This is a genomic window from Bradyrhizobium sp. USDA 241 (assembly GCF_049739505.1).
Taxonomy (GTDB): domain Bacteria; phylum Pseudomonadota; class Alphaproteobacteria; order Rhizobiales; family Xanthobacteraceae; genus Bradyrhizobium; species Bradyrhizobium liaoningense.
Map to the genome: position 1 here is coordinate 1,298,429 of NZ_JBMGPZ010000004.1, position 25,283 is coordinate 1,323,711.

Consider the following 25,283-nt stretch of genomic DNA (forward strand, 5'->3'; position numbering starts at 1 on the left):
CCCGGCGGTTCGACCATTACGGCCAAGCCACTAGCCTATCCCAGTCGTCATGCCCGGGCTCGTCCCGGGCATCCACGTCCCGTCTTCCACGCCAATAGACGTGGATGGCCGGGACAAGCCCGGCCATGACGGTTGTTTCTTAAGCGAAGCTCTTCGCGAAACCTTCGACCACCGACTTCAGCTTGGCAGCGGTGTCGTCGGCGAGGTCGCGGCTGTCGCGGATCGTGTTGAGGATGTCGACGTGCTTGCCGCGCAGCAGCGAGAGCAGGCCGTCCTCGAAAGCGCGCACCTTGTTGAGCGGCAGCGGATCGAGATAGCCGTTGGTGCCGGCCCAGATCACGCAGACCTGCTCTTCCATCTTCAGCGGCGAGAACTGCGGCTGCTTCAGGAGCTCGGTGAGGCGCGAACCGCGGTTGAGCAGACGCTGGGTCGAGGCGTCGAGGTCGGAGCCGAACTGCGCGAACGCCGCCATTTCGCGGTACTGCGCGAGCTCGCCTTTGATCTTGCCGGCGACCTTCTTGGTGGCCTTGGTCTGCGCCGAGGAGCCGACGCGCGACACCGACAGACCGACGTTCACGGCAGGACGGATACCCTGGAAGAACAGGTCGGTTTCCAGGAAGATCTGGCCGTCGGTGATCGAGATGACGTTGGTCGGGATGTAGGCCGACACGTCGTTGGCCTGGGTTTCGATGACCGGCAGCGCGGTCAGCGAGCCCGAGCCCTGGTCCTTGTTCAGCTTCGCCGCGCGCTCGAGCAGGCGGGAGTGCAGATAGAACACGTCGCCCGGATAGGCTTCGCGGCCCGGCGGGCGGCGCAGCAGCAGCGACATCTGGCGGTAGGCGACAGCCTGCTTGGAGAGGTCGTCATAGATGATGACCGCGTGCATGCCGTTGTCGCGGAAGTACTCGCCCATGGTGCAGCCGGTGAACGGCGCGATGTACTGCATCGGCGCCGGATCGGAGGCGGTGGCGGCGACAACGATCGAATATTCGAGCGCGCCCTGCTCTTCCAGCACCTTCACGAACTGGGCGACGGTCGAACGCTTCTGGCCGACGGCGACGTAGACGCAGTACAGCTTGATGTTCTCGTCGGGCTGCGCGTTGAGTGGCTTCTGGTTCAGGATGGTGTCGAGCGCGATCGCGGTCTTGCCGGTCTGGCGGTCGCCGATGATCAGCTCGCGCTGGCCGCGGCCGATCGGGATCAGGGCGTCGATGGCCTTGAGGCCGGTCGCCATCGGCTCGCTCACCGACTTGCGCGGAATGATGCCGGGCGCCTTGACGTCGACGCGCATGCGCTTCTCGGCCTGGATCGGACCCTTGCCGTCGATCGGGTTGCCGAGCGCGTCGACGACGCGGCCGAGCAGCCCCTTGCCGACGGGCGCGTCCACGATGGCGCGGGTGCGCTTGACGGTCTGGCCTTCCTTGATCTCGCGGTCGGCACCGAAAATAACGACGCCGACGTTGTCGGTTTCGAGGTTCAGCGCCATGCCGCGGGTGCCGTTCTCGAACTCGACCATTTCACCGGCCTGGACGTTGTCCAGACCGTAGACGCGGGCGATACCGTCGCCGACGGACAGAACCTGTCCGACTTCGGAGACTTCAGCTTCCTGGCCGAAATTCTTGATCTGGTCCTTCAGGATCGCGGAAATTTCCGCGGCGCGGATGTCCATCAGCCTGCCTCTTTCATCGCGTGCTTGATCGAATTGAGTTTGGTGCGAAGCGAACCATCCACCATGCGGCTGCCCAGCTTGACGACGAGGCCACCGATGATCGAGGGATCGACTTTCACGTTCAGCGCGACGTCCTTGCCGGTCACCGACTTCAGGGCAACCTTGAGGGCATCGAGATTCTTGTCCGAGAGCGCTTCCGCCACGGTGACGTCGGCCGTCGTCTCGCCCTTGAACTTGGCGACGAGGGCGCGGTAGCCGCGAATGACGTCGGCCACCACGAACAGGCGGCGGTTGGCGGTCAGCACCTTGAGGAAGTTGGCGGAGATGCCGGCGATGCCGGCCTTGGCCAGCACGGCCGAGAGGGCCCGAGACTGGGCCTCGGCCGCGAACACCGGGCTGCGGACGAGGCGCTTGAGATCCGCGCTTTCGTTCAGCAAGGCATCGAATTTGTCGAGATCGGCTTTGACCTCGTCGACCACTTTCTGGTCGCGGGCCAGTTCAAACAAGGCCGTTGCATAACGGCCGGACACACCGGAAACGGACGTATCTTCTGCAGCCACAGACGCGCTCTTTTTGCTGTCAAACTCGCAAGGGAAAAACCGTCGCCACGAAGCGGCGCCTAGCGATCCAAGCCCTTGGAATTCAAGCGGGACTTCGATTTTCGACCAGCACGGGAGGTGCCGGGCTCGTTAAAATCGCGGCTTTGCTAACATAGCAGGCGCGCACGTGCAACATGACGCCAAATTAAAGGCACGCGGCTCTCCCGCCAGTTCGTCGCAGCGGACGACACCGCGAGGGCGGCGCTGACGCGTTCGGACCGATGACCTCCCGCGCCACGGAAATTGCCGGGAGCATTCCCGCGGTTGGTTCCTGCCCCCAGCGCATAGCGGCCATGAACACGGATCGCTGAGGCGCGATTCCGGAGTGGCTGGTTCCACCGGCCGAATACTTACCGAATTCTGAACAATCGAAACAATCACTTCGCTTTACAGTATTACGAAGTAATAATGAGGTTAATGAATCGTTAAAGCCGAAGATTACGGAACATCCGCTGATTATCGGACAACGGTGACAAGATGTTTCATGACGAAACATACTCAATTTACTGCCCAATTCACGCCTCATTGGGAATCGAAACGCCAACCCGCTCACAAACTGATGGGGGCTCCACTAGCCACATATGTGGCAATACTAGCTTAGGGACCAGTAAATGCTGTCTTTGAAGACGCTGGGCTTTGTGACCCGGCCGCGCACGGCGCTCGCTTTCGTCGCCGCAACCCTTCTCATCGGTGGAACCGCCACCGAAGCTTCCGCCAAATCCCGGCATCACCGGCATCATCATCACCGCCACCACGCCCAGACCGACACCAACGCGACCTCCGATTGGCGCAACGCCAATGCGTCGATGACGCCGACCTCCGGCACGAGCCACAGCTTCTCCGGCATGGCTTCCTTTTACGGCAACGAGTCCGGCAGCCGGACGGCGTCGGGCCAGCGCTTCAACCAGAACGCCATGACCGCGGCGCACCGTTCGCTGCCGTTCGGCACCAAGCTGCGTGTCACCCATCGCGGCCAGAGCGTGGTCGTCACCATCAATGACCGCGGTCCGTTCATTCGCGGCCGTGTCCTCGACCTCTCCACCGGCGCTGCCCGCGCCATCGGCCTCACCGGTGCCGGCGTCGGCCGCGTCACCGCGGAAGTCGTCTCCTAAAGGGGCGCTTCAAGCGCCTCTCCTCGCACGCGCAGTTTCCATCAGTTTGCTGCGCGCGTGAGACAAGCCCGTGGTCTTGGGGGACCGCGGGCTTTTTTTGCCGTCATTCCGGGGCGCGCGCAGCGAGCCCCGGAATCCATCGCGCGACAGAGTTGGTGGAGGAATGGATTCCGGGCTCGCGACTTCGTCGCGCCCCGGAATGACGACCAAGCATTTGGTGACGGTGGCGCTTACAAAAAGCTCTGCGGATCGACGTCCACTTCGAGCTTGAGATTGCCTGATGGCTTCGGGCACACGGCGAGCCAGCTGCGCAGATAATCCGACAGATCGAAGCCGCGCGCCGATTTCACCAGGATGCGGAAGCGATAGCGGCCTTTGATGACGGCGAGCGGCGCTTCCGCCGGCCCCAGCACCACCACGCGTTCGTCGCGCGGCGCCAGCGCGACGAGCTTGCGGCCGAAACCTTCCGCGCTCGGGCGGTCGCCTGCCGAGATGATCAGGCTCGCGAGCCGGCCGAACGGCGGATAGAGCGTCTTCTCGCGCAGCTCGATCTCGCTGTCGTAGAAGGCCTCGCGGTCGCAGGCGATCAGCGCCTTCATCACGGGATGATCGGGCTGGTGGGTCTGGAGGTAGCCGACGCCGCGGCCCTGCTCGCGTCCGGCGCGGCCGATCACCTGGTTGAGCAATTGCCAGGTGCGCTCCGCGGCGCGCGGATCGCCGTTGCTGAGGCCAAGATCCGCATCGACCACGCCGACCAGATTGAGCCGCGGGAAATTGTGGCCTTTTGCGACGAGCTGCGTGCCGATGATGATGTCGACGCGACCCTCCGCGATTTCGGCGAGCTCCGAGCGCATCGTCTCGATCGAGGTGATGAGATCGCTGGACAGCACCATGGTGCGCGCTTCCGGGAACAGCGCCGCCGCCTCCTCCTGCAGGCGCTCGACGCCGGGCCCGACCGCGACCAGCGATTCCTCGGCCGAACAGTTCGGACAGATGTGCGGGCGCGGCATCGAGAAGCCGCAATGATGACAGACGAGGCGCTGGCGGAAGCGATGATCGACCAGCCAGGCATCGCAGATGGTGCAGGCGAAGCGATGGCCGCAGGCACGGCACAAGGTCAGCGGTGCATAGCCGCGGCGGTTGAGGAACAGCAGCGCCTGCTCGCGCCGCTCGATCGCGATTCTGATCTCGCCCGCAAGTCGCGGCGAGATGAAGCGGCCGCGCGCGGGCGGCTCGCGGCGCAGATCGATCGCCTCGATATGCGGCATGTGCTGGCCGCCGAAGCGCGAGGGCAGCGCGATGCGCTGGTAGCGGCTCTTGCGCGCGTTGACCTCGGACTCCACCGAAGGCGTCGCGGAGGCCAGCACGACCGGAATCCTGGCGATATGCGCGCGCACCACCGCCATGTCGCGGGCGTGGTAATGCACGCCGTCGTCCTGCTTGTAGGCCTGGTCGTGCTCTTCATCGACGATAATGAGGCCGAGATTGGCATAGGGCAGAAACAGCGCCGAGCGCGCGCCGACCACGACCGGCGCTGAACCTTCGGAGATCGCGGCCCAATTGCGCGCGCGGGTGCGCGGGGTGAGTTCGGAATGCCATTCGAGCGGCCGCACGCCAAAGCGCTGCGCGAAGCGGTCGAGGAACTGGCCGGTCAGCGCGATCTCCGGCATCAGGATCAGCGACTGCTTTCCGCGACGGATCACCTCGGCCACGGCTTCGAAATAGACCTCGGTCTTGCCCGAGCCGGTGACACCGTCGAGCAGCGCGACGTGAAAGGTGCCGTTGGCCGCGAGCGCGCGCATCGCATCCACACCGGCACGCTGCAGCGGCGAGAAATCCGGCCGGCCGAAATCAGGATCTGGCGCGGGCGGCGGCGGGGGCGGCGGCATCGGCTCGACCGTGAGCGTGCCTTCGTCGACGAGGCCGTCGATCACGCCTGAGGAGACGCCCGCTTCCTTGGCTGCCTCGGACTTGCCGTGCAGCAGCCGGTCGGACAGCACCGCGATCACCCGCTGCCGTGCCGGCGTCAGGCGCTTCGGGGGATCGCCGACCAGGCGAACGCCGGCGCGCACCCGCTCCGGGCCGAGGTTCTCGCCCATGCGCAGGCACATGCGTAGCACCATGCCGCGCGGACTCAGCGTGTAATTGGCGACCCAGTCGACCACCGAGCGCAGCTCGGGCTTCAGCGGCGGGATGTCGAGCTTCTCGCTGACCTCCTTGAGGCGATTGTGCAGGCGCGGATCGGGATTGGCGTTCTCGCCCCAGACCACCGCCAGCACCTCGCGGGCCCCGAGCGGCACGCCGACGAGATCGCCCGCCTTCAGCTCCATCCCGCGCGGCACCTTGTAGGAATAGGTCTGGTCGAGCGCGACCGGCACCAGCACATCGACCATGCCGGTCGCGTGGGCGGAGGCGGGGCTGCGCGGTGTGTGATCCATGGGTGGAGAATCGGAACTCGGGGACTTCAGGCTAGCGCCGCGGGCCGGCCTTAGCGAACGATAAACGAGTGTGATGCGATATACTGTGCGGAATCACCACGTCCAGAGCGCATGAGCAAAGCGGCTGCCCCAAGAATCGAGCTCGCCAGCGCCGATCCCTCGATCGCGCTGGAGATGGCACGCTGGCTGTCGCATCTCGGCGCCGAGCGGCGGCTGTCGCCGAAGACGCTGGAGGCCTATGGCCGCGACTTGCGGCAGTGCCTGGATTTCCTCAGCAATCATTGGGGCGAGCGCGTCACGCTGGCGCGCTTCGCAGCGCTGGAGGCCACCGACGTCCGCGCGTTCATGGCGATGCGCAGGGCCGACGACATTGCCGGACGCAGCCTGATGCGCGCGCTGGCGGGCCTGCGCTCGTTCGGCCGTTTTCTCGAACGCGAGGGGAAGGGCAAGGTCGGCGCGCTCTCCGCGATCCGCGCGCCAAAGGTTGCGAAGAGCCTGCCGAAGCCGCTGCCGATGGCCTCCGCAAAACGCCTGGCCGACGCCGACGAGCGCGCCGGCGAGGACCGCGAGACCTGGATCCTGGCGCGCGACGCGGCGGTGATGGCGCTGCTGTATGGCTCGGGCCTGCGCATCTCCGAAGCGCTCGGCCTGAAGCGCCGCGAGGTGCCGCGTCCCGGCGAAGGCGACGTGCTCGTCGTCACCGGCAAAGGCAACAAGGCCCGGATGGTGCCGGTGCTGCAAAACGTGCTGGAGCTGGTGCAGGAGTACGTTTCGATGTGCCCGTATCCGCTACCCGCGGAGGGGCCGATCTTCGTCGGCGCGCGCGGCGGGCCCTTGAGCCCGCGCATCATCCAGCTCGCGATGGAGCGGCTGCGCGGCGCGCTGGGACTTCCCGACAGCGCCACGCCGCACGCGCTCCGCCATTCCTTCGCCACGCATCTGCTCTCGCGCGGCGGCGACCTGCGCGCCATCCAGGAGTTGCTCGGCCATTCCTCGCTCTCGACCACGCAGGTCTACACCGGCATCGATTCCGAGCGGTTGCTGGAAGTCTATGCGAGCGCGCATCCGCGGCGCTGACACACTCTCGTCATAGCTCGCGTGCCTCTTGCGCGGCGTCCACGGTTCGGTCAAATCGTGGGGAACCGAGACAGGAGAGACATGATGGGCGCACATGAAAGCATGGAGCACGCCGAGCACGCCGAACACGCGTCCGGCTCGAACAAGAAGATCGCGCTCCTGATCGCGGTGCTGGCGCTGTTCCTGGCGATCTCGGAGACGCTCGGCAAGGGCGCCCAGACCGAATCGATCAGCAAGAACGTCGAGGCCGCCAATCTCTGGGCGTTCTTCCAGGCCAAAAGCATCCGCCGCACCGTGGTGATTACCGCGGCCGAGCAGGGCAAGCTGACGCTGGGTTCGCTGGCCGACGACGCCGCCATGAAGCCGGCCGTGCAGAAGCAGATCGACGACTGGACCAAGACCGCGCAGCGCTACCGCTCCGAGCCGGAGACCGGCGAAGGCACCGAGCAGCTCGCGGAGAAGGCCAAGCACGCCGAGCATGCGCGCGACGAGGCGACCGCGAAGTACCACCACTTCGAGCTGGCGTCGGCCGCCTTCCAGATCGGCATCGTGCTGGCCTCGGCCACCATCATCACCGGCATGCTCGCGCTCGCCTATGTCAGCGGCGTGCTGACGATCGCCGGTCTCTTCATGACCGCGCTCGGCCTGTGGTGGCCGCATTTCCTGCATTTGCATTGAGGGATTTAGCCATGTGGCTTGAACGCCACAAAGACAGTGTCATGCCCCGGCTTGACCGGGGTATCCAGTACGCCGCGGCTTCTCCGTATTCGATTGACGTCTCTGGAATAGTGGATCGCCCGGTCAGGCCGGGCGATGACAGCGAGTGTGTGGCGAACACCGAACACGCCGCGGCGCTCAGCGCGCCTGATGCACGCTCTTGCGGAAACGCTGGATCAGGCGGAGCGTGCGGGAGGACCACCCCTCGCCGTCGCCGGCGATCAGCTCGCGGATGCGGCGCTTGATCGGATCGACCAGTTCGGCGGCCTTGGCGCGCACCTTCAGCACCAGATCATAGATCCGCTCGAACCAGTGCATCTCCAGCAGCTTGTGGCGCGTCACGTCGAACACGAAGGCGGTGACGCCGACGCCGATCAGCTTTGCGAACACGATCATGAAGACCGCGCTGGTCCAGTATTCGTGCGCGAGCAGCCAGAGGCCGACCAGCTTGAGCGGAAACAGCGGGACGATGGGGACCGCGAACACGATCAGCGTCATGGCGGGCGACAGCGCATTGACGCGCTCCGTCAGCCAATGCTTGAACCGCGCCAGCGGGATGGCTGCGACGACCTTGGCAACGATCGGCTCGAGATGGTCCCACAGCCAGGCTTCGATCAGGAAGATGATCGCAAGCAGGACCCAGACCGGTTGAAGGAGGCGGCGTAGCATGTGTTTCCCGCCCGATTCGATGCTGGGCGCGTGCCTACATATGGATGGCCCGCTTGCCGACCGCAAGCGCGGCTTCCTTGACGGCCTCCGAGCGGGTCGGATGGGCGTGGCAGGTGCGCGCGAGATCCTCCGCACTGCCGCCGAATTCCATGAGAACGCAGGCTTCATGGATCATTTCGCCGGCTTCGCGGCCGATGATGTGCACGCCGAGCACGCGATCGGTCTTCGCATCTGCGAGAATCTTCACAAAGCCGTCAGTGGTCTGGTTGACCTTGGAGCGGCCATTGGCGGTGAACGGAAACTTTCCGACGGTGTAACCGATGCCGGCCTGCTTCAGCTCCTCCTCGGTCTTGCCGACGGAGGACACTTCCGGCGTGGTATACACGACGCCCGGGATGACATCGTAGTTCACGTGGCCGGCTTGTCCGGCGATGATCTCCGCGACTGCAACGCCTTCATCCTCGGCCTTGTGCGCGAGCATCGGGCCCGCGACCACATCGCCGATGGCGTAGACGCCCTTGAGGCTGGTGGCGAAATGCGGATCGATCTGCACGCGGCCGCGCGCGTCGAGCGCCACGCCGGCTTCCTTCAGGCCGAGACCGTCGGTGTAGGGCACGCGGCCGATGCTGACGAGCACGACGTCGGCTTCCAGCGTCTCGGCCGAACCGCCGGCAGCGGGCTCGATGGTCGCCTTCAGCGTCTTGCCCGAGGTATCGACCGCGGTGACCTTGGCCCCCAGCTTGAACGCAAAGCCCTGCTTCTCGAGGATGCGCTGGAATTGCTTGGCGATCTCGCCGTCCATGCCGGGCAGGATGCGATCGAGGAATTCGACGACGACGACTTCGGCGCCGAGACGATGCCAGACCGAGCCGAGCTCGAGGCCGATCACGCCGGCGCCGACGATCAGGAGCTTGCCGGGGACCTTGTCCAGCGACAGCGCGCCGGTCGAGGAGACGATGCGCTTCTCGTCGATCTCGATGCCCTTGAGGCGCGCGATGTCGGAGCCGGTGGCGATCACGATGTTCTTGGTCTCGATCGTCTGCGACTTGCCGTCGGCGGAGATTTCGACCTTGCCGGTGCCGAGGATCTTGCCGGTGCCCTTGAGCACGTCGATCTTGTTCTTCTTCATCAGGAACTCGACGCCCTTGACGTTGCCGTCAATGCCCTGCTGCTTGAAGTTCATCATCGCCGGCAGATCGAGCTTCGGCGCGGAAACGCTCACGCCCATCTTGGCGAAGGAATGGCCGGCTTCCTCGAACATCTCGGAGGCGTGCAGCAGCGCCTTCGACGGCATGCAGCCGACATTGAGGCAGGTGCCGCCGAGCGTGGCGTTCTTTTCGACCACGGCGACTTTCATGCCGAGCTGCGCTGCGCGCACCGCGCAGACATAACCGCCCGGTCCGGTGCCGATGACGACGAGATCGTAGGTAGCCATGAGAGAAAGTCCCGTGAGGTTTGGCGTGATGAGGATGTGTCAGCGTCCGCGCGGCGCGTCAGCGTCCGCCGGACACATCGAGAATGGCTGAGGTGACGTAGGAGGCCTCGTCCGACATCAGCCAGACGATGGCATTGGCGATTTCCTCGGCGGTGCCGACGCGCTTCATCGGCACCATATGGGCCAGACGATGGGCGCGGTCCGGCTCGCCGCCGGCGGCGTGGATCTCGGTGTCGATCAGGCCGGGGCGGATGGCGGCAACGCGAATGCCTTCGCCCGCGACCTCGTAGCCGAGGCCGACGGTGAACGAATCCACCGCGCCCTTGGACGCGGCGTAATCGACATAAGTGTTGGGTGCGCCGAGCCTGGCAGCAACGGACGAGAGGTTGACGATGACGCCGCCCTCGCCGCCGTGCCTGGTCGACATCCGCTTGATGGCTTCGCGCGCGCAGAGGATGGAGCCGGTCACGTTCACCGCCATCACGCGCTGGATGCGCTCGGCCGACATCTCGTCGACCCGCACGCCGCTCTTGCCGACGATGCCGCCATTGTTGACGAGCGCGCCAAGCGTGCCCAGCTTGTCAGCTTCCTTGAACAGGGCGAGGATGTCGCTTTCCTCGGCGACATCGCATTTCACCGCGATGGCCTTGCCGTTGGCGGCCTCGATCTGCGCGACCACCTCGTCGGCCGCCTTCTTGTTGCTGGCATAGCCGACCACGACGCGATAGCCGCGCGCGGCCGCCGCAATCGCGGTCGCCCGCCCGATGCCGCGGCTGCCGCCGGTGATGACAACGACTTTATCGGTCACGCGCACCTCCATGGTTCGACACGCGCCGCCGCGTTGATCGCGACGGCGCTCGCAAAGCGACAGGGATCAGAGATCGAGCACCAGGCGCGCCGGATCTTCCAGGCTCTCCTTGACGCGGACCAGGAAGGTGACGGCTTCCTTGCCGTCGATGACGCGGTGATCGTAGGACAGGGCCAGATACATCATCGGGCGGACCTCGATCTTGCCGCCGACGACCATCGGCCGCTCCTGGATCTTGTGCATGCCGAGGATGCCGGACTGCGGCGCGTTCAGGATCGGGGTCGACATCAGCGAACCGTAGATGCCGCCATTGGTGATGGTGAAGGTGCCGCCCTGCATCTCGTCGATCTTGAGCTGGCCGTCACGGGCGCGGCGGCCGAAATCGGCGATGCTCTTCTCGATGTCGGAGATCGACTTGTGGTCGCAGTCGCGCACCACGGGCACGACGAGGCCCTTGTCGGTGCCGACGGCGACGCCGATGTGGTAGTAGTTCTTGTAGATCAGGTCGGTGCCGTCGATCTCGGCGTTGACCGCCGGGATGTCCTTCAGCGCCTGCACGACCGCCTTGGTGAAGAAGCCCATGAAGCCGAGCTTGGCGCCGTGCTTCTTCTCGAACGCGTCCTTGTAGTGCGCACGCAGCGCCATGACGTTGGTCATGTCGACCTCGTTGAAGGTCGTGAGCATGGCCGCGGTGTTCTGCACGTCCTTGAGGCGGCGCGCGATGGTCTGGCGCAGGCGGGTCATCTTGACGCGCTCTTCGCGGGCGGCGTCATCGGCCGGCGACGGCGCGCGAACCTGCACGGCGGCGGCGGGCTGGTTGACCGGGGTCGGCGCGGAGGCGGCGCGCTCGATCGCAGCTAGCATGTCGCCCTTGGTGACGCGGCCGTCCTTGCCGGAGCCCGGAACGGTCGAGGCGTCGATGCCGGTCTCGGCCGACAGCTTGCGCACGGACGGAGCGAGCGGCGCATCGGCCGGCGGCGCCTTAGGCGCAGCGGCGGCAGCAGCGGCCGGCTTGGCGGGAGCGGCGGCGGGCTTGGCAGCGCCGGCCCCCTCGGTGATCTGGCCGAGCAGCGCACCGACGGCGACGGTCGCGCCGTCGGCGGCGATGATCTCGCTCAGCGTGCCCGCGGAGGGCGCCGGGACTTCGATGGTGACCTTATCGGTCTCGAGCTCAACCAAGGGCTCGTCGACGGCGACCGGATCGCCGGCCTTCTTGAACCAGCGGCCGATGGTGGCCTCGGTGACGGATTCGCCGAGCGTCGGCACACGAATTTCAGTCATGGTCTTTTCCTTAAGGAGATCGCCAATGCGGTCATAAGTGCGGGTGTGTCATCGCCTGCGAAAAGCAAGCCATCCAGCAAACCGGACGTTCGTACTCTGCACGGACGCCACGGCGTACTGGATGCCCCGCTCCAGTGCGCGTTTGCGCACGAGGCGGGGCATGACGCAGTTCAAGAAATTCAGCTCAGTGCTTCGTCCAGGAACGCCTTCAGCTGCGCCTGATGTTTGGACATCAGACCCGTGGCGGTCGCAGCGGAAGCGGCGCGGCCGACATAACGCGGACGCCGGCTTGCGCCGTTCACCTGGTTCAGCACCCATTCCAGATAGGGCTCGATGAAGTGCCAGGCACCCATGTTGCGGGGCTCTTCCTGGCACCACACCACTTCGGCCTTCTTGAAGCGCGACAGCTCGGCCACCAGCGCCTTCAGCGGCACAGGATAGAGCTGCTCGATGCGCATCAGATAGATGTCGTCGATGCCGCGCTTCTCGCGCTCCTCGTAGAGGTCGTAATAGACCTTGCCGGAGCAGAGCACGATACGGCGGATCTTCTCGTCCGGAACGAGCTTGATCGCCTCGTTCGGCAGCATCTGGGCGTCATCGTACAGGATGCGGTGGAAGGTCGTGCCCTTCGCCAGCTCCTCGAGACGCGACACCGCCCGCTTGTGACGCAGCAGCGATTTCGGCGTCATCATGATCAGCGGCTTGCGGATCTCGCGATGCAGCTGACGGCGCAGCGCATGGAAGTAGTTCGCCGGCGTGGTCGGATAGACCACCTGCATGTTGTCTTCCGCGCACATCTGCAGGAAGCGCTCGAGGCGCGCCGAGGAGTGCTCCGGCCCCTGGCCTTCATAGCCGTGCGGCAGGAGGCAGACGAGACCGGACATGCGCAGCCATTTGCGCTCGCCCGAGGAGATGAACTGGTCGAACACGACCTGCGCGCCGTTGGCGAAGTCGCCGAACTGGGCTTCCCAGAGCGTCAGCGTGTTCGGCTCGGCGAGCGAATAGCCGTATTCGAAGCCCAGCACGGCTTCTTCCGACAGCAGCGAGTTGATGACCTCGTAGTGGCCCTGCTGGCTGCCGAGATGGTTGAACGGCGTGTAGCGGCTCTCGTCTTCCTGGTCGATCAGGACCGAGTGGCGCTGCGAGAAGGTGCCGCGCTCCGAATCCTGTCCGGACAGGCGGACATGGTGATTTTCCTGCAGCAGCGTGCAGAACGCCAGCGCCTCGCCGGTCGCCCAGTCGATGCCGACGCCGTTGTCGATCGCCTTGGCGCGATTTTCCAGGAAGCGCTGGATGGTGCGGTGGACGCGGAAGCCGTCCGGCACCTTGGTGATCTTGCGGCCGATGTCTTTCAGCACAGGCAGATCGACGCCGGTGACGCCGCGGCGGGCGTCCTCTTCCTGGTCGGCGATCTTGAAGCCCGCCCATTTGCCGTCGAGCCAGTCGGCCTTGTTCGGCTTGTAGGAGGTGCCGGCCTCGAACTCGGCATCGAGCCGGGCGCGCCAGTCGGCCTTGGCCTTCTCGACCTCGCCCTCGGTGATCACGCCCTCGCTGATCAGCCGCCGCGAGTAGAGCTCCAGCGTCGAGGGATGCGCCGCGATCCGCTTGTACATCACCGGCTGCGTGAAGGCCGGCTCGTCGCCCTCGTTATGGCCATGCCTGCGGTAGCAGAACATGTCGATGACGACGGGCTTGTGGAACTTCTGCCGGAACTCGGTCGCGACCTTGGCCGCGAACACCACGGCTTCCGGATCGTCGCCGTTGACGTGGAAGATCGGCGCGTCGATCATCTTCGCCACATCGGACGGATAGGGCGAGGAGCGCGAGTAGCGCGGATAGGTCGTGAAGCCGATCTGGTTGTTGACGATGAAGTGCACGGAGCCGCCGGTACGGTAGCCCTTCAGGTCCGACAGACCGAAGCACTCCGCCACCACGCCCTGGCCGGCGAACGCGGCGTCGCCATGCATCAGGAGCGGCATGACGGAGATACGCATGTCCGGCGGATCGCCGTGCTGGTCCTGCTTCGCACGCACCTTGCCGAGCACGACGGGATCGACGATCTCGAGATGCGAGGGGTTGGCGGTCAGCGACAGATGGATCCGGTTGCCGTCGAACTCGCGGTCCGAGGAGGCGCCGAGGTGATATTTGACGTCGCCGGAGCCCTCGACCGCGTCGGGATTGGCCGAGCCGCCCTTGAATTCGTGGAACAGCGCGCGGTGTGCCTTGCCCATCACCTGGGTCAGCACGTTGAGGCGGCCGCGATGCGGCATGCCCAGCACGATCTCCTTCACGCCGAGATTGCCGCCGCGCTTGATGATCTGCTCCAGCGCCGGGATCAGCGATTCGCCGCCGTCGAGGCCGAAGCGCTTGGTGCCGGTGAACTTGGTGTCGCAAAACTTCTCGAAGCCTTCGGCTTCGATCAGCTTCATCAGGATGGCTCTGCGGCCTTCGCGGGTGAACGAGATCTCCTTGTCGGGTCCCTCGATGCGCTCCTGGATCCAGGCCTTCTGCGCGGCATTGCTGATATGCATGAACTCGACGCCGAGCGTCTGACAGTAGGTGCGCTCGCAGATCGCGGTGATCTCGCGCAAGCTGCCGTATTCGAGGCCGAGCACGTGATCGAGGAAGATCTTGCGATCGTAGTCGGCCTCGGTGAAGCCGTAGGTGCGCGGATCGAGCTCTTCGCGGTTGCGCGGCGCTTCGATGCCGAGCGGATCGAGCTTGGCATGGAAATGGCCGCGCATGCGGTAGGAGCGGATCAGCATCAGGGCGCGGACGGAGTCGCGCGTGGCCTGGAGCAGATCGGCGGAGGAGATATCGGCGCCCTTGGCCTGCGCCTTGGCGGCAATCTTGCCGCCGACCGTCTTCTCGACTTCGGCCCAGTTGCCGTCGAGCGCCGAGGTCAGATCGTCCTGGGGCGTCAGCGGCCAGTTGGCGCGCTCCCAGGACGGACCTTGGGCATTCCTGCGGACGTCGTCCGGCTGGTCCTTCAGGCTCTTGAAGAACTCCTGCCACTCGGCATCGACCGAGGACGGGTCCTTTTCATAGCGGGCGTAGATTTCGTCGATGTAGGTGGCGTTGGTGCCCTGCAAAAAGGAAGACAAGGCAAAGGCTGCGTTCGCGTCCTGGCGAGACATACTGGAGTTCCTGGCGATTTCGGTTCGCGCATAACAAACGGCGCTGGCGCCGAGCTCCCCCGGCAGAGGCTCGGCGCGACAGGCACCCTTTACCCTATTTGCTGCGAAACTTCGCCCGGAAAAGCACGAAGGAGTGAATTAGCCTTTCAATTTTTCGGCAAGCGTGTGCCCGAGGCGGGCGGGCGACGGGGACACTGTAATCCCAGCCGATTTCATCGCTTCGGTCTTGGAACCGGCATCGCCCTTGCCGCCCGAGATGATCGCACCGGCATGCCCCATGCGACGGCCGGGAGGGGCGGTGACGCCGGCGATGAAACCGACCATCGGCTTCTTGCGACCGCGCTTGGCCTCGTCCTTGAGGAACTGGGCGGCGTCCTCCTCGGCGGAACCGCCGATCTCGCCGATCATGATGATCGATTCGGTCTTGGGGTCGGCGAGCAGCATCTCCAGCACGTCGATGAACTCGGTGCCCTTGACGGGGTCGCCGCCGATGCCGACCGCCGTGGTCTGGCCGAGGCCTTCCTGGGAGGTCTGGAACACGGCCTCATAGGTCAGCGTGCCCGAGCGGGAGACGATGCCCACCGAGCCGGTCTTGAAGATATTGGCCGGCATGATGCCGATCTTGCACTCGCCGGCGGTCATGACGCCGGGGCAGTTCGGCCCGATCAGGCGCGACTTGGAGCCGGCCAGCGAACGCTTCACCCGCACCATGTCGAGAACAGGAATGCCCTCGGTGATGCAGACGATCAGCGGGATCTCGGCGTCGATGGCCTCGCAGATCGCGTCCGCCGCGCCCGGCGGCGGGACGTAGATCACCGAGGCATCGGCACCGGTCTTCTCACGCGCCTCGCGCACGGTGTCGAACACCGGCAGGCCCAGATGCGTCGAGCCGCCTTTGCCCGGCGAGGTGCCGCCGACCATCTTGGTGCCGTAGGCGATCGCGGCCTCGGAATGGAAGGTGCCGTTCTTGCCGGTGAAGCCCTGGCAGATGACCTTGGTGTTCTTGTCGATCAGGATGGACATGAGGTCTGCTTTCGCGAACTAACGAGTGAGAGGTCAGTGGATGCGGCGGTAGACGCCGGTGAGCACGTCGGCCCAGCCTTCCGCGTCCGGCGAGAACTGGATCTTCAACGAATAGGAATCGTCGTCGATGATCTCGTAGACGTGGCGCGCATTGCCGCGGAGCGAGCCGCGCACCAGCGTCAGGGTCTTGCCGACCCACCCGCCCGAAGCGGGCGAGGGCGGCGTGTAGCCGAGCGAGTCGTACCAGAACAATTTGTAGGTCCGGTCGTCACGATCGTAGGTGAAGATGCCGTGAGTGGCGAAGACCTGCTTGCCGTCGCGCATCTGAGCCGAATCCTGGATCAGGTAGAACCCGTTGAGGTCCATGCGGGCGACGACGCGAGAGGTCGCCGGCCCGCCTTCCGTCCAGCGCGACGGGAAGACCACCTCTTCGCCATTCCATTCGCCGGCGAACGCGGCGAGACGCGCGTGCTCGGGAAGCGGAGATGATGCGGCGAGATGGTCCTGGGTCATGGCCTTAGCCTCCCTTGACGGCCTTCACGATCTTCTGCGCGGAATCGTCGAGATTGTCGCCCGCAACGACGTTCAGCCCGGATTCATCGATGATCTTCTTGCCGAGCTCGACATTGGTGCCTTCGAGGCGAACCACCAGGGGCACGTTGAGACCGACTTCACGAACCGCCGCCGTGACGCCCTCGGCAATCACGTCGCACTTCATGATGCCGCCGAAGATGTTGACCAGGATGCCCTTCACGTTGGGATCGGCGGTGATGATCTTGAAGGCGGCCGCGACCTTCTCCTTGCTGGCGCTGCCGCCGACGTCCAGGAAGTTGGCCGGCGACATGCCGTAGAGCTTGATGATGTCCATCGTCGCCATGGCAAGACCCGCGCCGTTGACCATGCAGCCGATGTTGCCGTCGAGCGTGACGTAGTTGAGGTCGTACTTGGACGCCTCGATTTCCTTGGCGTCTTCCTCGGTCTCGTCGCGCAGCGCGAGCACCTCGGGGTGACGGAACAGCGCGTTGTCGTCGAACGACACCTTGACGTCGAGCACGCGGAGCTGGCCCTGCTTGGTCACCACCAGCGGGTTGATCTCCAGCATCGACATGTCCTTGGCGACGAAGGCGGCGTAGAGCTGCGCGGTGAGCTTCTCGGCCTGCTTGGCGAGATCGCCGGAGAGCTTCAGCGCGTTGGCGACGGTGCGGCCGTGATGGCCCATGATGCCGGTGGCGGGATCGACCGAGAAGGTGACGATCTTCTCGGGCGTGTTGTGCGCGACGTCCTCGATGTTGACGCCGCCTTCGGTCGACACGACGAACGAGACGCGCGAGGTCTCGCGGTCGACCAGGATCGAGAGATAGAACTCCTTGTCGATGTCGGAGCCGTCCTCGATGTAGAGGCGATTGACCTGCTTGCCGGCGGGTCCGGTCTGCACGGTCACGAGCGTCGCGCCCAGCATCTGCTTGGCGAATTCGGCGACCTCGGCGGCCGACTTGGCGATGCGGACACCGCCCTTGTCGCCGGCAGAGGCTTCCTTGAACTTGCCCTTGCCGCGGCCGCCGGCGTGGATCTGGCTCTTCACCACCCAGACCGGGCCGGGCAGCGCCTTGGCCGCAGCTTCAGCGTCGGCGGCTTTGAGGACCGGGACGCCCTTGGAGATCGGCACGCCGAACTCGCCCAGCAGCGCTTTGGCCTGATATTCATGGATATTCATATGGTCGCTCCCTGAACCCGCGGGCGGTGACCTCATGGGCCCACCTCAGTCTTGTGGCTGGCATACCATATACCACAGGAACTGCAACCTGGATTCTTTGACTTCGAGATCTGGACTGTGCCGGAACCCGCCCGGCCTTAGACAAGTCAGTGAGCCGGGCTCCGGAAGTGAAACCGCCGAAGACCGGGTTTCGATCTTCGGCGGGGTATTGCTTGCGGCTTAGCGGCCGAGAAGATCGGGGGCGATCTTCTTGCAGGCATCGACCAGGCCCTGCACGGCGCCGACCGACTTGTCGAAGGCCTCGCGGTCCTTGCCGGCGAGCTCGATCTCGACCACGCGCTCGACGCCCTTGGAGCCGATCACGACGGGGACGCCGACATACATGTCCTTCACGCTGTACTCGCCGTTGAGATAGGCGGCGCAGGGCAGCACACGCTTCTTGTCCTTCAGATAGCTCTCGGCCATCGCGATCGCGGACGCGGCCGGGGCATAGAAGGCCGAGCCGGTCTTGAGCAGGTTGACGATCTCGGCGCCGCCGTTGCGGGTGCGGTCGACGATCTCGTCGAGGCGCGCCTGCGAGGTCCAGCCCATCTTGACGAGGTCGGGCAGCGGGATGCCGGCGACGGTGGAGTACTTCACCAGCGGCACCATGGTGTCGCCGTGGCCGCCGAGCACGAAGGCGGTGACGTCCTCGACCGAGACGTTGAACTCGTCCGCCAGGAAGTAGCGGAAGCGGGCCGAATCCAGCACGCCGGCCATGCCGACGACCTTCTTGTGCGGCAGGCCCGAGGCCTTCTGCAGCGCCCAGACCATGGCGTCGAGCGGGTTGGTGATGCAGATGACGAAAGCGTCGGGCGCGTACTTCTTGATGCCGGCACCGACCTGCTCCATGACCTTGAGGTTGATGGAGAGGAGGTCGTCGCGGCTCATGCCCGGCTTGCGCGGCACGCCGGCGGTCACGATGCAGACCTTGGCGTTGTCGAGTGCCTCGTAGGAATTCGCGCCGCTGTAGTGCGCGTCGAAGCCGTCGACCGGCGAGGACTGCGCGATGTCGAGCGCCTTGCCCTGCGGCACGCCCTCGGCGATGTCGAACATCACCACGTCGCCCAGCTCTTTCAGGCCGATGAGATGAGCCAGCGTTCCGCCGATCTGACCGGAGCCAATCAAAGCAATCTTGTCGCGCGCCATGTGAACCTGTCCTTTAGACACGTAAGGAGGGGAAAACTGAGACGGGTGGTTATCCCTTTCGCCTCCCCCGTTCAAGTCGCCGAATGCCCAATTGTCGGGCTTGGCGCGATGGCAGCCATACTGGGTCCGTCATTCCGGGATGCGCCGACAGGCGCAGGCCCGGAATCCATCGGGCGGCAGAGTTTTTGGCACGATGGATTCCGGGCTCGCCGCTTCGCGACGCCCCGGAATGACGGCGCTGGCAAATAGGACTTAAGTCTCGACCAGGCCCTTGGTCGAGACGCTGGCGGTGGAATCCTTGCGACCGTGAGCCAGCGCCAGATAGGATTCCGAGCTCATCTCGATCAGGCGCGAGGCGGTCCGCTTGAACTCCATGGCCTCAATGCCCTCATGGGCGAGATAAAGCGAGATCGGGTTGGCGTCGGCCGAGGCCATCAGCTTCACGGCATTGTCATAGAGCGCGTCGATCAGCGTGATGAAGCGCTTGGCTGCGTTGCGCTGGGAGACGTCCATCACTGGAATATGGTCGACCAGGATGGTGTGATAGTCGTGCGCCAGCCGGAGGTAGTCGGATGCGCCGAGCGGCTTCTCGCAGAGGTCGGCGAACGAGAACCGCGCCACGCCATGGGCCGAGCACGGCACGTGCAGGATGCGTCCCTTGATCGAAATGTCGCGCGACCTGCATTTGGCGCCGCCTGACATCCGCTTCCAGGCGCGGTCGAGCGCGGCGTCCGCATCGCCATCCGCCGGCGTCAGCCACATCGGCACGCCCTGAAGCTTCTCCAGCCGGAAGTCGGTGCGCGCGTCGAGCCGCGCGACGTCCATGTGGTCGGTGATCTGCTTGATGAAGGGCAGGAACAGCGAGCGATTCAGGCCGCCCTTGTAGAGATCCTCGGGCGCGACGTTGGAGGTCGCGACCACCACGGTGCCGAGCTCGAACAGCTTGGCGAACAGGCGTCCCAGGATCATCGCGTCTGCGATGTCGGTGACGTGGAATTCGTCGAAGCAGAGCAGCCAGCTCTCCTCGAAGATCGCGTTTGCGGTCAGCGCGATGACGTCGCCGTCGGCGGTGTCGCCGCGCGCGATGCTCTGGCGATAGTCGTAGATGCGCTCGTGCACATCCGCCATGAACTCGTGAAAATGCGCGCGGCGCTTGTGCTCGACGGCAGAGTGCTGAAAGAACAGATCCATCAGCATGGTCTTGCCGCGGCCGACCTCGCCATGGATGTAGAGCCCGCGCGGCGCCTCGTCCTTGTCACTGCTGAACAAGCGGCTGAGCAGGCCCTGCTTGCGCGCGGGCTTGTAGCTTGCAAGCCGCTGGTCGAGCGCCGCATAGGCCTCGGCGACCTCGGCCTGCGCCGCATCGGGCTCGATCGCGCCGTCGGCGATCTGGGCCTGATAGGCGTCGCGGAATGAGGAACTGGGGGTGGAGAGCATGGCTCCTTACCGCCAGAGATGAGCGGAAATTGCAAGCCGTCAATTGGTGGACGGAGTATGCGGATTCGTATCCCGGACGCGCCGCAGCGTGTTACGCTGCTGTGCAGAGCCGGGACCTACCGTTTCGTGCATCGAGCGTGGCGAAATGGCCCCGGCGCCGCGCTGCATCGGGGGCACGAGGACGGTGCTACTCACACAGCTCGTAGGCGTCCTCGACCACATAAGGCCCGCCGCCCGTCGAGGCCCGCGACGAGAACAAGACAAAACGCTCCGCCATGAACGCCTTGCTCGGGAAGTAGCCGCGCAGCGAGAGATAGTCGGCGACGTCGCGGTCGGTGGCGTCGTGCAGCCGGGCCAGCGTGACGTGCGGGATGAATTTGCGTCCCTCCGGATCGAGGCCGATCCGCTGCATCATGCGTTCGAGCTCGGCCTGCAATTCCATCAGCGGCTTGCTCGGCGCGATGGTGGCGACCACCGCGCGCGGCTTGCGACCGCCGAAGCTGGTGAGCCCCTGCACCTTGACCTCGAACGGCTTGCGGTCGACGCGAAACAGCATCGAGGCGATCTCGTTGGCGGAGACGCCGTCGATGTCGCCGATGAAGCGCAAGGTGACGTGATAATTTTCGGGATCAATCCAGCGGGCGCCGGGAAGGCCGCCCCTCAAGTTGGAAAGCGAGTGGCCGATCTCGGCCGGAATCTCCAGACCCGTGAACAAACGCGGCATCGTTTCGCACTCCCGATGCTTGGGCATGATCCTTGGGAAAGACCATATCCAAATTTTAGAGCCGGTGACGAATCACCGGTACCCTGATTCCTATCGCAGTTGTGTGACTCTGCGAAGCATCGCGCGGGCCACCCCGGGAAAACCCTGGGAATTAGGGTTAGCGTTGCCTGCATTCAACGCCGTTGCTCAGCTATCGTGCCAAGGAATGCCTCCACTGTGGGCACGATGTTGGCGACGATGATGTCGACGCCGGCCGCAGTCGGATGAATGCCGTCGGCCTGATTGAGCTTGGCGTCGGCCGCAACGCCCTCGAGGAAGAACGGGTAGAGCGGCACGTCGAATTTTTTCGCCAGATCCGGATAAATCGAATTGAAGCGCGCGGCATAGTCGGCGCCGTAATTCGGCGGCGCCAGCATGCCGCAGAGCATCACCGCGATCTTGCGCCCCTTGAGCCGCTGGATGACGTCGGTCAGCGCGGCGCGCGTCAGGTCGGGATCGATGCCGCGCAACGCGTCGTTGGCGCCGAGTTCGACGATGACGCCATCAGTTCCGTCGGGCACCGACCAGTCGAGCCGGTCGCGGCCACCGGATGAGGTGTCGCCGGATACCCCGGCATTGATCATGTCGACCTCTATGCCGTTGGTTTGCAACGCTTTTTTTAACTTCTGGGGAAACGCCTCCTGGGCCGGGAGGCCGAGACCGGCGCTGAGGGAATCGCCGAGAACGACGAGCCTGATCGGCTTTGTAGCTTCCGCCCAGGCGGGGGGCGCGATCGTCATCAAAGCGAGCATCAACACGGCTATGTGCATGAACAATCCGTAACGCCTCTCGACCGCGCTGTCGGAGTTGCCATATGACCGGACCATGGACACTCGCATCGACCCCCCTTTGCTCGCCGCTGCCGCCGCGGACACCATCGCCATCTCCAACGTCAATCTCTCATTGGGCACGGGCGCGGCACGCGTTCACATCCTCAAGGATATCAGCCTGCGGGTCGCCTCGGGCGAGACGATCGGCCTGATCGGCCCGTCAGGCTCGGGCAAATCCACGCTGCTGATGGTGATGGCGGGGCTGGAGCGTCCTGATAGCGGAGAGGTGGTGGTGTCAGGTACGCCTTTCAATGCCCTCGACGAGGACGCGCTGGCCCGCTTCCGCGGCCGCCAGGTCGGCATCGTCTTCCAGTCCTTCCACCTGATTCCGACCATGACGGCGCTGGAGAACGTCGCCGTGCCGCTCGAGCTTGCCGGCAATCCCGATGCTGCGCGGCGCGCGGCGCAGGAGCTGCAATCGGTCGGGCTCGGCGACCGCCTGCATCACTATCCGACGCAGCTCTCCGGCGGCGAGCAGCAGCGCGTTGCGCTCGCGCGCGCACTGGCGCCCGATCCCGCGATCCTCGTCGCCGACGAGCCGACCGGCAATCTCGACGAGACGACCGGAAAACAGATCGTCGATCTCCTGTTCAGCAAGCACGCCGAGCGCGGCATGACCCTGGTGCTGGTCACGCACGATTCCTCGCTCGCGCATCGCTGCGATCGCGTCATCCGCCTGCGCTCGGGGCGCATCGACACGCAGTCTGCGCCGGCATGAGCGCGGCAGTCGAACCATTCGCGAGGCCGGGCGGCGTCGCGCTGTCGCTGCGCTACGCCCTGCGCGAATTGCGCGGGGGCCTGCGCGGCTTCTATGTCTTCATCGCCTGCATCGCGCTCGGCGTGATGGCGATCGCCGGCGTCGGCTCGGTGTCCGCGAGCCTCTCCGATGGTCTCGCGCGCGAAGGCCGCACGCTGCTCGGCGGCGACGTCTCCCTCGTATTGTTCCAGCGCGAGGCCAAGCCCGAAGAGGTCGCCTTCCTGCGCTCGCGCGGCACGCTGTCGACGGCGGCGACCTTGCGCGGCATGGCGCGCACGACCGACGGCAAGCTGGCGCTGGTCGAGATGAAGGCGGTTGACGACACCTATCCGTTGCTGGGCCAGCTGACGCTGGCACCGCCCCTGCCGATGTCCGACCTGCTCGCAGAGCGTGACGGCGCATTCGGCGCCGCCGCCGATCCGACGCTGCTGGCGCGGCTCTCGCTGAGGACCGGCGACCGCGTCACCATCGGCTCGGCGACCTTCCAGATCCGCTCGACGGTCGAATCCGAGCCCGACAAGCTCGCCGGCGGCATCGGCTTCGGGCCACGCTTCCTGATCAGCGAGAGGGCCTTGCGCGCCACCGGCCTGATCCAGCCCGGCAGCCTGGTGCGCTGGGTCTACCGGGTCAAGCTGCCCGATGCCGCGAATAACGAGCGCGCTACCGAAGCCTTCATCGCGGACGCCCGCAACGCCGCGCCGCAGGCCGGCTGGGAGATCCGCAGCCGCTCCAATGCCTCGCCGCAGCTCGAGCGCAACATCAGCCGCTTCACGCAGTTCCTGACCCTGGTCGGCCTCGCAGCGCTGCTGGTCGGCGGCGTCGGCGTCGCCAATGCCGTGAAGAGTCATATCGACCGCCGGGTCGAGGTGATCGCGGCCCTCAAGGCCGTCGGCGCCACCGGGCGCGACGTCTTCGGCATCTATCTTGCGCAGGTCATGCTGCTCGCGGGCATCGGCTCGGTGATCGGCCTCGTGCTCGGCGCCGCCATGCCCTTCGCGATCGTCGGGCTGTTCGGCAAGCTGCTCCCGCTGCCGGTGGTGCCGGCCGTGCATGCCGACGAGCTCGCGCTGTCCTTCGTCTACGGCCTCTTGACCGCGCTGGCCTTCGGCCTGTGGCCGCTCGGCCGCGTGCACGACGTGCCGGTCGCCGCGCTGTTCCGCGACACCATCAGCTCGGAATGGCACCGACCGCGCCTGGGCTATCTCCTGTTCATGGGGCTCGTGATCGCCCTGCTCATCGCGGTCGTGATCGGCCTCTCCTTCGACAAGCGCATCGCCGCGGTATTCGTCGCCTCCTCGGTCGTCGTGTTCGCCCTGCTGCGCGGCATCGCCGCCCTGCTGATGACAATCGCGCGGCGGCTGCCGCGGACGCGGCTGCCGATGCTGCGCCTGGCGATCGCCAACATCCACCGGCCGGGCGCGCTGACGCCCTCGGTCGTGCTGTCGCTGGGGCTCGGGCTCGCCGTGCTCGTCACCATCACCCAGATCGACGGCAATCTGCGCCGGCAGTTCCTCGCAGCTCTGCCCGATCAGGCGCCATCCTTTTTCTTCATCGACATTCCGAGCGCCCAGGCCGAGCAGTTCGACCTCTATCTGCGCCAGATCGCGCCCGGCGCGAAGGTCGAGGACGTGCCGATGCTGCGCGGACGCATCGTCGCGGCGCGCGGCGTCCGCGCCGAAGAACTCAAGCCGACGACCGATTCCGAATGGGTGCTGCAGAGCGACCGCGGCCTGACCTACACCGGCGAGCTGCCGGAAGGTTCCAAGGTGGTCGAGGGCGAATGGTGGAGCGCCGATTATTCCGGGCCGCCGCTGGTCTCGATGGAGAAGAAGATCGCCGACGGACTCGGCCTCAAGCTCGGCGACGAGATCGTGGTCAACGTGCTCGGCCGCGACATCCCGGCGAGAATCGGCAATCTGCGCACCATCGACTGGCAAGGGCTCGGCATCAACTTCGTCCTCGTCTTCTCGCCCAACGCCTTCAAGGGCGCCCCGCATACCCATATCGCAACGCTGACCGAGGCCGGCGGCAATGCCGCGGGCGACGGCAAGATCATCAAGCAGGTGGCCGACGCCTATCCGATGGTGACGAGCGTGCGCGTGCGCGAGGTGATGGAGACGGTCGGCTCGGTGGTGACCAACCTGGCGCTGGCGATCCGCGGCGCCAGTGCCGTCACCCTGATCTCGGCGATCCTGGTGCTGGGCGGGGCGCTCGCAGCCGGCCACCGCCACCGGGTCTACGATGCGGTGATCCTGAAGACCCTGGGCGCGACGCGGCTGCGGCTGCTCGGCGCCTATGCGCTGGAGTACCTCCTGATCGGGCTCGCCACCGCGGTGTTCGGCGTGATCGCCGGCAGCATCGCGGCCTGGATGATCGTGACGCGGCTGATGACGCTGAGCTTCGTCTGGCAGGCCGGCAGCGCGGCCGGCGTGGTCGCGGCCGCCCTCGTGGTCACCGTCGGGCTGGGACTCGCCGGCACGCTGCTGGCGTTGAACAAAAAGCCCGCGACGGTGTTGCGGAATTTGTGACAAAATGTAGCGGGCGCGCCGCGCGGGAGCGGAATCGCACGATTCCTGCGATTAATCATGGCCGCCCGTCAGGATTGTAGCCGAGGGCGACATTCAGCCGC

Annotated in this window: 20 protein-coding genes; 5 read left to right on the top strand and 15 right to left on the bottom strand. The window is 65.5% G+C overall.

Annotated features, from left to right (window positions below):
* Positions 1 to 139: 139 nt before the first annotated feature.
* The gene (atpA, locus tag ABIF91_RS15950; protein ID WP_028177719.1) at positions 140 to 1,669 is read right to left on the bottom strand and encodes a F0F1 ATP synthase subunit alpha; all 1,530 of its coding nucleotides are present in this window, start codon (positions 1,667 to 1,669) and stop codon (positions 140 to 142) included.
* Positions 1,669 to 2,229: a F0F1 ATP synthase subunit delta gene (locus ABIF91_RS15955; RefSeq protein ID WP_028177720.1), complete on the bottom strand. Its 561-nt coding sequence runs from the start codon at positions 2,227 to 2,229 to the stop codon at positions 1,669 to 1,671. Before ABIF91_RS15955 ends, atpA begins: the two co-directional genes overlap by 1 nt.
* Before the next feature lie 650 nt (positions 2,230 to 2,879).
* On the opposite strand from ABIF91_RS15955, the gene ABIF91_RS15960 reads away from it, so the two are divergent.
* Complete coding sequence (locus ABIF91_RS15960; protein ID WP_028177721.1) at positions 2,880 to 3,380, top strand: septal ring lytic transglycosylase RlpA family protein; 501 nt, start codon at positions 2,880 to 2,882, stop codon at positions 3,378 to 3,380.
* A 230-nt stretch (positions 3,381 to 3,610) separates the two neighbouring features.
* Here the strand turns inward: ABIF91_RS15960 and ABIF91_RS15965 are convergent, their stop codons facing one another.
* Positions 3,611 to 5,818: a primosomal protein N' gene (locus ABIF91_RS15965; protein WP_028177722.1), complete on the bottom strand. Its 2,208-nt coding sequence runs from the start codon at positions 5,816 to 5,818 to the stop codon at positions 3,611 to 3,613.
* A 111-nt stretch (positions 5,819 to 5,929) separates the two neighbouring features.
* Between ABIF91_RS15965 and ABIF91_RS15970 the strand changes: the two genes are divergently transcribed.
* Positions 5,930 to 6,895, top strand: a complete 966-nt coding sequence (locus ABIF91_RS15970; RefSeq protein WP_028177723.1) for a tyrosine recombinase XerC — start codon at positions 5,930 to 5,932, stop codon at positions 6,893 to 6,895.
* An 84-nt stretch (positions 6,896 to 6,979) separates the two neighbouring features.
* Positions 6,980 to 7,573, top strand: coding sequence for a DUF4337 domain-containing protein (locus ABIF91_RS15975; RefSeq protein WP_028177724.1), 594 nt, complete (start codon positions 6,980 to 6,982; stop codon positions 7,571 to 7,573).
* A gap of 177 nt (positions 7,574 to 7,750) precedes the next feature.
* Here ABIF91_RS15975 and ABIF91_RS15980 read toward each other — a convergent pair whose 3' ends face one another.
* From ABIF91_RS15980 to ABIF91_RS16035, 12 genes are all read right to left on the bottom strand, one after another.
* A complete protein-coding gene (locus tag ABIF91_RS15980; RefSeq protein ID WP_028177725.1) occupies positions 7,751 to 8,281 on the bottom strand; it encodes a hypothetical protein in 531 nt (176 codons plus the stop codon).
* A gap of 34 nt (positions 8,282 to 8,315) precedes the next feature.
* Positions 8,316 to 9,716 carry a dihydrolipoyl dehydrogenase gene (gene lpdA / locus ABIF91_RS15985; RefSeq protein WP_028177726.1) on the bottom strand — a complete coding sequence of 467 codons (1,401 nt, stop codon included), beginning with the start codon at positions 9,714 to 9,716 and terminating at the stop codon, positions 8,316 to 8,318.
* Positions 9,717 to 9,774: 58 nt separating this feature from the next.
* Positions 9,775 to 10,536: an SDR family oxidoreductase gene (locus ABIF91_RS15990; RefSeq protein WP_085966266.1), complete on the bottom strand. Its 762-nt coding sequence runs from the start codon at positions 10,534 to 10,536 to the stop codon at positions 9,775 to 9,777.
* Positions 10,537 to 10,590: 54 nt separating this feature from the next.
* Positions 10,591 to 11,805, bottom strand: coding sequence for a 2-oxoglutarate dehydrogenase complex dihydrolipoyllysine-residue succinyltransferase (gene odhB / locus ABIF91_RS15995; protein ID WP_424579241.1), 1,215 nt, complete (start codon positions 11,803 to 11,805; stop codon positions 10,591 to 10,593).
* A 179-nt stretch (positions 11,806 to 11,984) separates the two neighbouring features.
* Positions 11,985 to 14,942: a 2-oxoglutarate dehydrogenase E1 component gene (locus tag ABIF91_RS16000; protein ID WP_028177729.1), complete on the bottom strand. Its 2,958-nt coding sequence runs from the start codon at positions 14,940 to 14,942 to the stop codon at positions 11,985 to 11,987.
* Between the two features lie 138 nt (positions 14,943 to 15,080).
* Positions 15,081 to 15,965: a succinate--CoA ligase subunit alpha gene (sucD, locus tag ABIF91_RS16005; protein WP_028177730.1), complete on the bottom strand. Its 885-nt coding sequence runs from the start codon at positions 15,963 to 15,965 to the stop codon at positions 15,081 to 15,083.
* A gap of 33 nt (positions 15,966 to 15,998) precedes the next feature.
* Positions 15,999 to 16,478 carry a DUF1579 domain-containing protein gene (locus ABIF91_RS16010; protein WP_028177731.1) on the bottom strand — a complete coding sequence of 160 codons (480 nt, stop codon included), beginning with the start codon at positions 16,476 to 16,478 and terminating at the stop codon, positions 15,999 to 16,001.
* A gap of 4 nt (positions 16,479 to 16,482) precedes the next feature.
* On the bottom strand, positions 16,483 to 17,679 hold the full coding sequence (sucC, locus tag ABIF91_RS16015) for an ADP-forming succinate--CoA ligase subunit beta (RefSeq protein WP_028177732.1): 1,197 nt from the start codon (positions 17,677 to 17,679) through the stop codon (positions 16,483 to 16,485).
* 219 nt (positions 17,680 to 17,898) lie between these two features.
* Positions 17,899 to 18,867, bottom strand: a complete 969-nt coding sequence (mdh, locus tag ABIF91_RS16020; protein ID WP_028177733.1) for a malate dehydrogenase — start codon at positions 18,865 to 18,867, stop codon at positions 17,899 to 17,901.
* A 252-nt stretch (positions 18,868 to 19,119) separates the two neighbouring features.
* A complete protein-coding gene (zapE, locus tag ABIF91_RS16025; RefSeq protein WP_028177734.1) occupies positions 19,120 to 20,304 on the bottom strand; it encodes a cell division protein ZapE in 1,185 nt (394 codons plus the stop codon).
* A 187-nt stretch (positions 20,305 to 20,491) separates the two neighbouring features.
* Complete coding sequence (gene thpR, locus ABIF91_RS16030) at positions 20,492 to 21,028, bottom strand: RNA 2',3'-cyclic phosphodiesterase (RefSeq protein ID WP_028177735.1); 537 nt, start codon at positions 21,026 to 21,028, stop codon at positions 20,492 to 20,494.
* Positions 21,029 to 21,201: 173 nt separating this feature from the next.
* Positions 21,202 to 21,837, bottom strand: a complete 636-nt coding sequence (locus ABIF91_RS16035; protein WP_028177736.1) for an arylesterase — start codon at positions 21,835 to 21,837, stop codon at positions 21,202 to 21,204.
* A gap of 55 nt (positions 21,838 to 21,892) precedes the next feature.
* Here ABIF91_RS16035 and ABIF91_RS16040 point away from each other — a divergent pair, with 55 nt between their 5' ends.
* Both ABIF91_RS16040 and ABIF91_RS16045 read left to right on the top strand, forming a co-directional pair.
* The gene (locus tag ABIF91_RS16040) at positions 21,893 to 22,615 is read left to right on the top strand and encodes an ABC transporter ATP-binding protein (protein ID WP_028177737.1); all 723 of its coding nucleotides are present in this window, start codon (positions 21,893 to 21,895) and stop codon (positions 22,613 to 22,615) included.
* Positions 22,612 to 25,182, top strand: a complete 2,571-nt coding sequence (locus ABIF91_RS16045) for an ABC transporter permease (protein ID WP_028177738.1) — start codon at positions 22,612 to 22,614, stop codon at positions 25,180 to 25,182. The genes ABIF91_RS16040 and ABIF91_RS16045 overlap by 4 nt, the downstream gene beginning before the upstream one ends.
* Positions 25,183 to 25,283: the final 101 nt, after the last annotated feature.

Bases quoted from the DNA above. Each gene is read 5' to 3' on its own strand.
- ABIF91_RS16040 (WP_028177737.1), top strand. From the start codon at position 21,893: ATGGACACTCGCATCGACCCCCCTTTGCTCGCCGCTGCCGCCGCGGAC.
- sucD (WP_028177730.1), bottom strand. From the start codon at position 15,965: ATGTCCATCCTGATCGACAAGAACACCAAGGTCATCTGCCAGGGCTTC.
- ABIF91_RS15970 (WP_028177723.1), top strand. From the start codon at position 5,930: ATGAGCAAAGCGGCTGCCCCAAGAATCGAGCTCGCCAGCGCCGATCCC.
- ABIF91_RS15975 (WP_028177724.1), top strand. From the start codon at position 6,980: ATGGGCGCACATGAAAGCATGGAGCACGCCGAGCACGCCGAACACGCG.
- ABIF91_RS15960 (WP_028177721.1), top strand. From the start codon at position 2,880: ATGCTGTCTTTGAAGACGCTGGGCTTTGTGACCCGGCCGCGCACGGCG.
- thpR (WP_028177735.1), bottom strand. From the start codon at position 21,028: ATGCCGCGTTTGTTCACGGGTCTGGAGATTCCGGCCGAGATCGGCCAC.
- odhB (WP_424579241.1), bottom strand. From the start codon at position 11,805: ATGACTGAAATTCGTGTGCCGACGCTCGGCGAATCCGTCACCGAGGCC.
- ABIF91_RS16000 (WP_028177729.1), bottom strand. From the start codon at position 14,942: ATGTCTCGCCAGGACGCGAACGCAGCCTTTGCCTTGTCTTCCTTTTTG.
- atpA (WP_028177719.1), bottom strand. From the start codon at position 1,669: ATGGACATCCGCGCCGCGGAAATTTCCGCGATCCTGAAGGACCAGATC.
- ABIF91_RS15965 (WP_028177722.1), bottom strand. From the start codon at position 5,818: ATGGATCACACACCGCGCAGCCCCGCCTCCGCCCACGCGACCGGCATG.
- ABIF91_RS15990 (WP_085966266.1), bottom strand. From the start codon at position 10,536: ATGGAGGTGCGCGTGACCGATAAAGTCGTTGTCATCACCGGCGGCAGC.
- mdh (WP_028177733.1), bottom strand. From the start codon at position 18,867: ATGGCGCGCGACAAGATTGCTTTGATTGGCTCCGGTCAGATCGGCGGA.
- ABIF91_RS15980 (WP_028177725.1), bottom strand. From the start codon at position 8,281: ATGCTACGCCGCCTCCTTCAACCGGTCTGGGTCCTGCTTGCGATCATC.
- ABIF91_RS16045 (WP_028177738.1), top strand. From the start codon at position 22,612: ATGAGCGCGGCAGTCGAACCATTCGCGAGGCCGGGCGGCGTCGCGCTG.
- ABIF91_RS16010 (WP_028177731.1), bottom strand. From the start codon at position 16,478: ATGACCCAGGACCATCTCGCCGCATCATCTCCGCTTCCCGAGCACGCG.
- ABIF91_RS16035 (WP_028177736.1), bottom strand. From the start codon at position 21,837: ATGCACATAGCCGTGTTGATGCTCGCTTTGATGACGATCGCGCCCCCC.
- lpdA (WP_028177726.1), bottom strand. From the start codon at position 9,716: ATGGCTACCTACGATCTCGTCGTCATCGGCACCGGACCGGGCGGTTAT.
- zapE (WP_028177734.1), bottom strand. From the start codon at position 20,304: ATGCTCTCCACCCCCAGTTCCTCATTCCGCGACGCCTATCAGGCCCAG.
- sucC (WP_028177732.1), bottom strand. From the start codon at position 17,679: ATGAATATCCATGAATATCAGGCCAAAGCGCTGCTGGGCGAGTTCGGC.